Genomic DNA, 10,924 nt, shown 5'->3' with positions numbered 1-10,924 from the left:
TTGAAAACATAGCGGATTGTTTAGTTAACTATTTGTAAATAAGCACTATAAATATACTAAATAGTTCGCTATTTCAATCAAAAAAGCTGTCTTTTTTATATCGAACTCACGTTAAAGTAGGTGTTAAAGGTAAATATGGCGAAGTAAAAGAAAATATCACTTTGGAAGTATCGCATCTGGGAAATTTTGAACCCAATGTAACTAAATCAGTTTGCAGTTTGATTGCAGCATATATCAAAACAACTCCAGCGCCTGAATTAATTACTCAATTTGGATTACAAGATTTCGACGTTAGGGCATTGGCCATTGAACGTACTTTTTGTGAGAAAATCATTAGTCTGGTGCGATTTTCTTACACTGAAAATCCGATAGAAGATTTATGTAATAAAGTTCGTCACACTTATGATATAACTCTGTTGATGAAACTGGATAAAATACAGAGTTTTGTTAACTCCGATTCATTTGACCTTATGTTGCTGCAAGTTGCCAAAGACGACGACAAAGCAATACCTAACGATAAAAACTGGCTGTACAACCACCCCAAAGACGCACTAATTTTCAATAAAACCGAAAAGGTTTGGGGACAGTTAAAAAAGGTCTATGTCGGTGCAAAATTTAACGAACTTCTCCTAGGTAAAACAAACCCACCAGCTGAAAATGAAGTTTTCGAAACTTTAATTTTTCTTTCAAAACGGATGGCACAAATGCAATGGCGTGTTAAAACAGACGACTAGTTGGTTATCACCCCATTTAAGTTCCTTCGCTGCCGCACGAATCTTCAGCACGATAGTTATCTTTTGATTTTTTTCATTTTTTTCATTTTTCTTTCTCTCGGGCAATCCGCTGCGGCAAACGTTTGGTGGAAATTTGTCGCGCCGCACCGTCACGCCTTTCACTACAACAAAACGCCCGAAAAAGCACAAAAACATCGCGCCAAAAAGCTTCTGAGGTCGCTTTTTCGCTTGGGTTTTTGTAAACCTGAACTCGGTTTAAAAATTAAAGTCAGAAAATATATAAATGGTTGATTACAAGGCGCACTTTATTTGAGATACTGTAGTATCGCAAATAAATGCAACGAAGTAAGCGACCGTTTAAATGTTTAGCGTACATTATTAAAAAAATGAGATTTTTTGTAGGCCAAAATGCGTTGAGGAACAGCGATCTGACGAAGATTTTTAATCGAGTTCAGGTTTTAGGCTTTTTCGAGCGTTTTGGTTTCCGTTGCAGTCGTTATTGCGGGGCAAGTGCTAAGCGTGTCGTTGCAAGAGAAGTTTTAATACCTTTAAAAACCAAACCCAAAAACCATGAGCATCGATAAAGCACTGGCATTTATTCACGAAAACAACGATTCGGCCGATTTTGTGGGTCCGATTTTCGAAGCACAGATACAAAAAACCGAAGCGTTTCTCAATATTACTTTTCCAGCAACGTATCGAAAGTTCCTAACCGAATTCGGTTGCGGCGACATTCTCGGCCTCGAAATCTTTGGCATCGTTTCCAACACCGAAGTTATGGGAACGGGCATTCCGTGTATCGCATGGCTTACACCAAACCTCCGCAACGAAGAATTGCCCCAACACTTGCTCCCCATTGCCGACGTTGGCGAAGGCCAATACTACGTTATCGACACCCAAAAACACACCCATTCCGAAACCGATACCTGCCCCGTACTCATCTGGGATCCGACCACACTCGAAACCACAGTGGAATTCGAGAACTTTGGAGCGTTTTTATGGGAGGTTTTGGAGGAGTTGGGGTGAGGGATTCGAGGCAAGTATTTACAGTAAGTGGGCATTTAACTTTTGTTGATTTTTTATCTAACAAAAATTTGATTCTTTACGTGTAAGAAGGAATAAAAAAGATAATTTTAAAACCAAAATTACCTTCCACATGATTGTAGTTAAAAATAAAAAAGTGGAATCAATAATTTCCGAGATTATTGATCAATACGCCTTCGCTGACGACTCTCAAAGACCGTGGATTATTGGTTTTAGTGGTGGGAAAGACTCAACGGTATTGCTAACCCTTGTCTGGATTGCACTTTTGAGAATCAGAGAACAAATGCCCTTTCCTTTTCAATTAAGACGAAAAGTGTATGTTGTTTGCAACGATACTATGGTGGAAAATCCAATTATTGCAAACTATGTCGAAGAAGTTTTGACTAAAATTAGCGAAGCAGCGAGAGACCAAGATCTGCCGATTTTTGTTCAAAAAACTACGCCAAAACTTGAGGAAACTTTTTGGGTTAATGTTGTTGGAAAAGGTTATCCAGTTCCAAACAATGCTTTTAGGTGGTGTACTGACAAGTTGAAAATCAGACCAACATCTAGTTTTTTGATCGAACAAATTGATGAGATAGGAGAAGCAATTGTATTATTGGGAACGCGCTATGATGAAAGCGCGACTCGTGATAGATCTATTCGAAAACACGAAGTTACTGGCAGTAGACTTTCTAAACACCAAACAACAGCGAATACTTATGTTTATGCGCCGATTAAAGAACTCCTTTTAGAAGAGGTTTGGTATATTATAAATGCTGTAAAATCACCATGGGGTTTTGATAATTCGATTCTTTTTAAAATTTATGCCGACGCCAGTGCTGACGATTACGAATGCCCTACCGTTGTTGTAAATAAAGAACACACGTCATGCGGTCAAAGTCGCTTTGGTTGTTGGACATGTACGGTAGTGAAAAGCGATAAATCTATGACCGCTTTGGTTAGTAACGGGCAACAATGGATGCAGCCATTGCTTGATTTCAGAAATCGATTGGTAGAAGGCCGAAATGTTTCAGAAAACAGATCGGACACCAGAAGAAACGGTCAAGAAGCTATTCGAGAAGATGGAACTTTTAATGGTAATTACACTTTTGAATATAGATTCAAAATTTTAAAAGATTTATTGCAAGTTCAAAAGGAAATTCAAAAAGAACGACCTTATATCACTCTTATTAATAACCAGGAATTGATCGCTATTCAGGTTATTTGGAATAGAGATGGCTATTTTGATCATACTGTTGGAGATCTTTTTAAAGAGATTTTTAATAAAGAAATTACTACAAACAACATCAAATCTTTAGATGCCACCGAACGACGAATTTTGAAAGAAGTGTGCAAAGAAGAGCCTGAATTTTATCATTTAATTGACAACTTGATATCCTTACAGGAAACAAAGACATTGATGATTTCAAAATATGGTTTACACAATGATGTTGAAAAGAGAATAGAGAGTTTTGTAACTGAAAACAAGCTATGAAAATAAGTAGAATCAAATTTCAAAACTTTAGAATTTATAAAGGAGAAAATGAAATAAAGTTTTCACCCAATTCTGTGAAGAACATCAATATAATTGCGGGTAGAAATGGTTTTGGAAAAACCACATTCTTAACATCACTAATTTGGGTTTTTTATGGTAAAATGATGTCAGAGGTTGAAGATAAGTACAGACGCGATATTAAAACCGCTGGTGGATACGACAAATACATTAAAACACTACTCACCCGCGATACTAAGGCAGATTTTGAACTCAACAAGGCAGTATCACCTATTTTATCGATTGAGTTGGAATTGACCGATATTTTGATTCCATCAATTCCCTGTAAATCTGTTGTGATTAAAAGGTCTTATGATTTAAATGAAGATAAAGAAGATTTAACAATCCATATTGATGGTTTAGAGAACGAACTTACAAAAGAAGTAGGTTTTGAAGTTTTTATAAACGATTTTATCTTACCTCGAGAAATAGCTAAGTTTTTCTTTTTCGATGCCGAGAAAATTGTTTCGTTAGCGGAAGCAAAATCAAAAGCCGAATTAAGAAATCTAAGCAAAGCGTACTCGGAAGTTTTGGGGATTAAAAAGTATGAAGACTTAAAGAAGAATCTGGAAACTCTTTTGACTAAACTGAGAAGAGAAGGCGCAGATAAAAAACAACTGACGAAGTTGATTGATTTAACTGCGGAGGAAGAAGAATTAGATAAGTTAATTGCATACAATAAAGAGCAACAAACAAACATAGAAGCTGAAATTTCAAGTGTTAAGTCAACTATAGATAGCATTCAAGAAAAATTGATACGCGAGGGTAATGGCATTACTTTAGACGAGCTTCAGCAAATGAAAAGCGAACGAGAGCGACTAAAGTACGAATCGGAAGAGATAAAAGGTAAGTTAAAGAAATTACTCGATTTGGCGCCAATTGTAATGGCAGGTAAAAAGCTTGAACAGCTTAAAACGCAGTTGATATACGAGCAAAGTTCGAAAAACGCTTCGACCGATATACAGCTTTTAAAAAAAGAATTGGAAAACTACATCAAATTAGTTTCTGATAAATTATTGCATTTTTCGTTAGATGAAAAAAGTAAAATGCAGTTTACTAAATTGCTACAAGAAGCAGCGGTAGAAAAGCTTTCAGATAACGAAAGTGATTACTCAGGGAAAGTGCTGCTTGACTTTACCGAAGAGCAATTCAGAAGTTGTATAGCGATATTCGATAATATACAAGGAACTTTTGCTAGCCAGTTTAATGCCGTTGTTCAAGAAGAAAAGAATAACAGAATATACCTTTCTAAGGTCTATCAACAAATCAAACAAGCAGAGGCTAGAAAGGATAATCCTCTTGCCGTAAAGCTGCGAAACGAAAAACAAGCGCAAGAAACTAGAATTGAAACCCTAAATATTGAAAAAGGCAAATTGATTCATGAGTTTGAAAGTTTATCTATTCGCTTAGCTTCTGTTAGAAAAGTATTGTCTCAGATCGAAAAAGAATGTAAACTAGCTGAAACTGACAAAAACAAATATGAAGTAACTGAAAATCTTTTGGTTAAAATCAATCAGTTGATACAAAGAATAAAAGAGGAAAAAAAGTACTCCTTACAAAAATCCATCATGTTTGGTTTGAAGAAAATCATGCACAAAGACGACTTTATATATGATGTTCGAGTCAATGTGCTTGAAGATGTAATGGATATTGATTTATTAGATCGGAATGGAACCGTCATTGACAAAGATTCTTTATCCAAAGGCGAACAGCAATTATATGCAACCGCTCTTCTGAAAGCTTTGGTAGACGAATCAGGCATAAAGTTCCCCGTATTTATAGACAGCCCGCTGCAAAAGTTTGATAAATACCATTCTAAGAATATTATTAAAGAGTTTTATCCAGCAATTTCCGAGCAGGTAGTGTTGTTTCCGTTATTGGAAAAGGAGCTGTCGGAATTAGAATTTGATTATCTTAAACCGAATGTAAGTAGCGTATTTGTGATAGAAAACCAAAGCTACGGTTCGTGCTTTAAACCATTGCCGGTAGAGCAGCTATTTTCTCATTTAAAAGAAGAGCAGAATGTTTACGCAAATTAAAACCAGTAAAGAAAATAAGGAGGTTGTTACGCTTCTTACACGAAAATTAGGTTTAGGTACTGAAAATGTAATTGCTAGAATGGCATTTACTTATTCGTTGTCAAAAGACAGAAAACTTGATTTAAATTCAATTAAAGATTCGAGTGGAAAAGAATATTCTAAATCTGTCCTTTTTGGAGAATATCATGATATTTATTTAGGCTTAGTATGCGTTCATTATGGATTGTACAAAACAGATAAAGATATTGGTAGATACATAAAAATGCACGTAGATGATGGTTTGCAACTTTTAAATGATGAAGTAAATAGCCGTTCAAATATTGATGGTTTTGATTTTTTGAGTGAGAAAATAACTTCAAATTTATTAAAAATAACAAAATGACATCTCCAAATATTATACAAGGCAATCCAACAAAATCATTTTTTATCGAGATGATTACTCGTGACATTTCAATTAAAGACTCAATTCTTGACTTGTTAGATAATTCTATTGATGGAGCTAACAAAATAAATCCAAACAATTATGAGGGTTTGATCATCGATATAACAATTAACAAAAATGTATTTATTGTTAAAGATAATTGTGGAGGTTTTGATTTAGAAACTGCTCAAAAATATGCCTTTCGCTTTGGACGTCCCGATGAAGCTCCAACAACAGAAGGATCTATCGGTAGATTTGGGGTAGGAATGAAGCGTGCTTTATTTAAAATTGGACAAAATTTTGAGGTTGAATCAAAAACGACAAGTGACCATTTTCAAATTGATGTAGATTCAAAAAAATGGAAAGAACAAAAAACAAGAGTTAAAAATCAGGAAGATGAAATTATAGAAGTTGATGATTGGAATTTCTCTTATACTATTATCACCGAAGAAAGTAAAAATTTAGAACAGAATGGAACATATATAAGGGTCTTCAATTTAAATAAAGAAGTAGCTGCTATTTTCGAAGAAAACTCTTTTTTGATTGAGCTTGAAGATGATATCGAAAGACTATTAAATTTTAGTTTGGAGAAAGGTATTCAAATAACTTTAAATGGAAAGCCATTAAGAAAAAAGGGAATCGTGTTATTTAACTCTGAATCGCAGCCTTATATAGTTGAAAAAGAAATAGATGGAGTAAGGATTAGAATCGCAGCCGGCTTAAGTTATGTGGGAGAACCTAAAACTTCTGGATGGTATATTTACTGCAATGATAGATTAGTTTTAGAAGCTGATCAATCCCATATTACACTTTGGGGAACAACAGGCATTCCAAAATGGCATCCCGACTATGTAATGTTTAAAGGCATAATATTTTTTGATTCTGAGGATACTTTAAAATTGCCACTTACTACTACTAAAAAAGGTGTTGACTCCACTTCGGAAATTTTTTCTAAAGCCAAAATGTACATTCGTGAAGCAATGATTGCTGTGTTGGCATTCCTGAAAGAAATTCGAAATTTAGGTAACGAAGCTAATGATTACAGAATGCTTTTAGGAGAACAAGAAGATATTGTTTCCGTAAAAGACTTAAAAGCTATACCGATTAAACAGGAGAGAAGTTTTACGGCTCCCATTTTAGATTACGAAAAAATTTCTGTTAAAAGAAGTAATGTGCGCATTTCGTTTGAAGCACCAGAAAAAATGGTTAAATATGTTAAGGACTATACGGCTGTCAAATCTAACAAAGAATTAGGGTTATATTTATTTGAATATTTTTTAACAATGGAGGATATAGAAAATGAATAGTACCTTGACTCTTAATTATGAAACACGGCCAGTAAAATTTACTGAAAGGAAAATGCTACTCGCTAGTATTTCTAAATTGCTTTATCATTTTGGAGGTGTTTACCAGTATATTGGTTTAGGAGGGATTACCTTTACAGATTTTAAGCTTTTTCACAAAGAATTGCATTTAAATGAAATGTATAGTATCGAAGGTGGTGAAATTACTGTTGAAAAGTTAGATTTTAATAAACCATTTGGATTTATAAAGATAATACCAATGTTATCTACTATAGCATTAACAAGTGGAAAAATAGATCTAACTAAAAAGTCATTAGTTTGGTTAGATTATGACGATTGTTTAGAAAATTTCTTTTTTGATGATATCACTGTTTTATTTAGCAAATTGCCTGCTGGTAGTATTTACATAGTAACATGTAATCGTCAATTAGATAATAAAAAAAGTAACGTACCATATTCAGTTGAAGATTTTAAAGAGAAATTTGGTTCGAATACCCCATTTGACTTACAGAATGCAGAACTCTCTAGAAAAAATAGTTACAAAGGACTGAAGAAAGCACTTAAATTACATATTGATAATATCCTAAAGCAACGTTCCGTTTCTGAGGGTATAAAGTTTCAGTTTGATCAATTATTTAATATATTATACTGTGAAAATCGTGGGGCTGAAATGTATACCTATGGAGGAGTAATTTCAACTCCCGAGAACAATATTGAAACAATAGATTTATCTGAGTTTGATTTCATCAAAACTAATGACGAAATCTATGAGTTATTATTACCAAATTTAAGTCGTAAGGAAATTGATTTAGTCAGTGCACATATCCATGATAAAGAAAGAGAATTGTTAAATATGAATATTGTAGCAAAGAATGAGCTAGATATGTTCCGATCGATTTATAAATATATGCCTCACTTTCTGGATGTTAGAATGTAAAAGAGTAATTATAGTATTATGTATAATCTATTTTAGCCTATTTATACAAATCAATAAACATATAATGTGAGTTTTCCAACTCCCCTCTATCCAATAATCCATGCAGGTATTCAAGCCCTCCATTTGCATATTCTTCAATAAAGGTGATTATTTTACTTATAACGTGGTTTAATTCAGCTTCATCCATTTCCTCCAAATCATTCCAATCAAATCTAATTTCGTCGCTTTTAGTGAAAATAATCATCAAAAGGAAATCTACTAATGAGCTATCTCTCTTCCACTTTCCAATCTCCATAAAATCTGTTGTTAAATCTCTTGGAGGTAAGGGTAACTTTAAATTTTTCTTTATGCCTAACATGAATGCATAAATGTATAACTCATAGATAGGCCCAAATTGGCTGTATTCAGAAGATCTACTTCCTTTGTTTGCCAACACCTCAATCAAGGGTATTCTACTATTTGCGTAGCGCGGTCTTTTTATAAGTATAGACGCTTTAAATTCTTGACTTGTCATTACTTTATCTTTTTTCTAGTAGTTACTAGCTCTACTTGGTCTACACCTTGGGGTACTTGATTTACATAAACTCTTTTTACAAGACTGTTTTTGATGATTTTTTTGCCTAGATCATTCAATTTCATATCATCTTCTTTGTCATATAAGTCATTTACAAGAATAATTGATTGTGGAAATACATTCCCTGTAGCTTCAAAAAAACCCTCCGTAAATGCTGACCCAAAGGCTGATAATGGAGCATCTGCCAATAATGGATAATTGTATTTTGTTGTATTTGCAGATATCACAGCCATAACAACCGAGAATTTTTTCATTCTTTGAAATCCTTCCGCTGCGCCGGCAACCAAATTTCCTTTGTTATCTGTGTAATTGAATTCAATAGCGCCTGATGGTGTTTTATCAAATTTTAATTTACCTCCGGCAAGTTCATTATATTTAATTAAGTTTTGGAAGTGATGATTTGCATTTTTCTCTAACAAGTTAATCATGTTATTAAAGACTCTTTCTCTTGCTTTTTCTGTAGCAGTAGCCAAATCATTACATATTTCGTAATTCAGAAGATAGCCCTCGGGTAAATCAGCTGGCCTTAAAGACTGTATTTCTTTTTCGGTATTTTGAATTTTAGTTTTTAGTTGCCTAATACTATCTTTAAGTTTTTCTATTTGATATGATGATTGTTCAATTCGTTTAATAGCACCTTTGTATCTATTGATAATTACTTGCGGGTCGTCGTCTTCATTTCCAGAAATTAACAAATCTTTGCGTTGTGACTTTAAAGTTTTTAGCTCATTCTTTAACTTGGTTAATCGTTCATTTAGATGTATTTCTTTTTCTCTCGTTTTTAAAATACTGTCTTCAATACTCTCTATTTTATTGTAGAATGGTTGAGCATTTATTTGCAGCCCACCGAAGAATGCTTCCAGATTATTTTTTACAAATTCAACATCTTTTTTAGAATCAACCGCACGGTTTTTTAACTTAATAAAATGGTCGTGTTCTGGTGTTCCAATTTTTGCCTCTCGATTACAAATAAAACAGTGTTCTCTATCTATCATATTCTTTAAAGAAACACTATCGGGTGAATCCAACGGTAAAAAATGAAAATGCTGATTAGGATTTTCACCTCTATTTTTTTGAGCTTTCTTTTCATAATGAATTTCTCTAAAAGCTTGAATTTTCTCTTGAAATTCAGTTTCGACATCTTCAAAACCAAGAGATATCCAAGAAAAGTTTCCATCGAAAAATCGATTATTTAATGTCTCCAGAAATGAACTATATTCATCTGCTGCTTCATTCACCCGTCTATTTTTCTCTTTAATTTTTAAGTCGAGTTCATTTCGCTTTTCGGCATTTGAAAAGTTTTGCTCTAATTCATTTTTTTCTTGTTCAGCGAAATCATATAAATTTTCAAACTCTTTAAGTTTAATTTCATCATTTTCTAAACTCTTTTCAAACTCCTCTTTCAGTTTAATAGCCTTATCAAGTCGTTCATTATGCTCCTGTCCAGTTTGAATTTGCTTATTCAAATCCTTCTCCGCTTTAACTTTAAATGCTTTTGTCAATTCTACCAATTCTTCATATTTACTGATATCTGTCAATGTTCGAACAGCTTCTTCAATACTAGATTTTTTTCCGAAATCAATAATACTATCTACTTCCTCACCTTGAAAAAATGAATACTGTCTGAGGTTAGGTAAAATCAATTTCTTAATAATGCTATTTTTTTCATCTGCATCGTAAACGGGTTTAAACTTTGGTAAAACATGATCAGTTTGACTAACTTCAACATCATTTATAATAACTTGCCAACTATCATAAGAGGTTATATTTTCTCGAATTCTTGTAGCAGTAAAAGATTTAGTAATTTGATATTTCCATAATCCAGTGGAGTATTCAATTAGAATTCCTGTTTCAACGCTATCACCGATAGCAGTTTCATTTTTTGCTTTGTCTGAGATGATCTTTACAGCGACATCTTTTACATTCTTTTTAATCTTGTCATCAGAATCCAGGATTTGATCATAAAAAAGCCACAAAAAGGCATTGAAAAATTTTGATTTTCCAGCACCATTATCAGCTACAATAATATTAACTCCTTCTTCAAATTCATAAGTTGTATTTTCATCATACTCCCCATAATAATTGAAGAAATTTCTAAAGGATATTTTATTAATAATTGATGCCATGTTATCCTATGTTGTGAATATTCTTAATCTTTTTGTATATCATATTCTCGCTGAGATTGTTATCGTTTTCATTTATGATAACTGCGAGAACCTCGACTAGTTTGTTGTTGTAAGGAGGTGTTGTATTAATTTTGCTTACTTCTTTGATTTTGTACTTTTCGCACAGTTCTTTATCGGCTAAAATCTCCTTTAATATTTGATTTCTATCCAT

The 10,924-nt window shown here is 33.4% G+C and carries 10 protein-coding genes; 7 read left to right on the top strand and 3 right to left on the bottom strand.

Annotated elements, in window-relative coordinates:
* Positions 1–38: 38 nt before the first annotated feature.
* From Q0064_RS12530 to Q0064_RS12500, 7 genes are all read left to right on the top strand, one after another.
* Positions 39–734 (top strand): nucleotidyl transferase AbiEii/AbiGii toxin family protein, encoded by a 696-nt coding sequence (locus Q0064_RS12530; RefSeq protein ID WP_366095257.1) that lies wholly within the window; start codon positions 39–41, stop codon positions 732–734.
* A gap of 570 nt (positions 735–1,304) precedes the next feature.
* A complete protein-coding gene (locus Q0064_RS12525) occupies positions 1,305–1,760 on the top strand; it encodes an SMI1/KNR4 family protein (protein WP_298148557.1) in 456 nt (151 codons plus the stop codon).
* A 130-nt stretch (positions 1,761–1,890) separates the two neighbouring features.
* Entirely contained in the window at positions 1,891–3,255 is a 1,365-nt protein-coding gene (gene dndC / locus Q0064_RS12520; RefSeq protein ID WP_298148556.1) for a DNA phosphorothioation system sulfurtransferase DndC, read from the top strand.
* Positions 3,252–5,351 (top strand): DNA sulfur modification protein DndD, encoded by a 2,100-nt coding sequence (gene dndD / locus Q0064_RS12515; protein ID WP_298148555.1) that lies wholly within the window; start codon positions 3,252–3,254, stop codon positions 5,349–5,351. Before dndC ends, dndD begins: the two co-directional genes overlap by 4 nt.
* On the top strand, positions 5,335–5,733 hold the full coding sequence (locus Q0064_RS12510) for a DndE family protein (RefSeq protein ID WP_298148554.1): 399 nt from the start codon (positions 5,335–5,337) through the stop codon (positions 5,731–5,733). Before dndD ends, Q0064_RS12510 begins: the two co-directional genes overlap by 17 nt.
* Positions 5,730–7,079, top strand: a complete 1,350-nt coding sequence (locus tag Q0064_RS12505; protein ID WP_298148553.1) for an ATP-binding protein — start codon at positions 5,730–5,732, stop codon at positions 7,077–7,079. Before Q0064_RS12510 ends, Q0064_RS12505 begins: the two co-directional genes overlap by 4 nt.
* Positions 7,072–8,013 carry an O-methyltransferase gene (locus Q0064_RS12500; RefSeq protein ID WP_298148552.1) on the top strand — a complete coding sequence of 314 codons (942 nt, stop codon included), beginning with the start codon at positions 7,072–7,074 and terminating at the stop codon, positions 8,011–8,013. The genes Q0064_RS12505 and Q0064_RS12500 overlap by 8 nt, the downstream gene beginning before the upstream one ends.
* 37 nt (positions 8,014–8,050) lie before the next feature.
* Here the strand turns inward: Q0064_RS12500 and Q0064_RS12495 are convergent, their stop codons facing one another.
* The 3 genes from Q0064_RS12495 to Q0064_RS12485 are packed head-to-tail and all read right to left on the bottom strand — an operon-like array spanning position 8,051 to position 10,924.
* Positions 8,051–8,527, bottom strand: coding sequence for a hypothetical protein (locus tag Q0064_RS12495; RefSeq protein ID WP_298148551.1), 477 nt, complete (start codon positions 8,525–8,527; stop codon positions 8,051–8,053).
* Positions 8,527–10,713: an AAA family ATPase gene (locus Q0064_RS12490; RefSeq protein WP_298148550.1), complete on the bottom strand. Its 2,187-nt coding sequence runs from the start codon at positions 10,711–10,713 to the stop codon at positions 8,527–8,529. Before Q0064_RS12490 ends, Q0064_RS12495 begins: the two co-directional genes overlap by 1 nt.
* Before the next feature lies 1 nt (position 10,714).
* Positions 10,715–10,924 (bottom strand): hypothetical protein, encoded by a 210-nt coding sequence (locus Q0064_RS12485; RefSeq protein ID WP_298148549.1) that lies wholly within the window; start codon positions 10,922–10,924, stop codon positions 10,715–10,717.

Origin of the sequence: Flavobacterium sp., assembly GCF_027490375.1 — a bacterium.
Lineage (GTDB): Bacteria > Bacteroidota > Bacteroidia > Flavobacteriales > Flavobacteriaceae > Flavobacterium.
The sequence above is the reverse complement of the archived record's forward strand: the minus strand, read 5'-3'. Positions and strand labels throughout refer to the sequence as shown.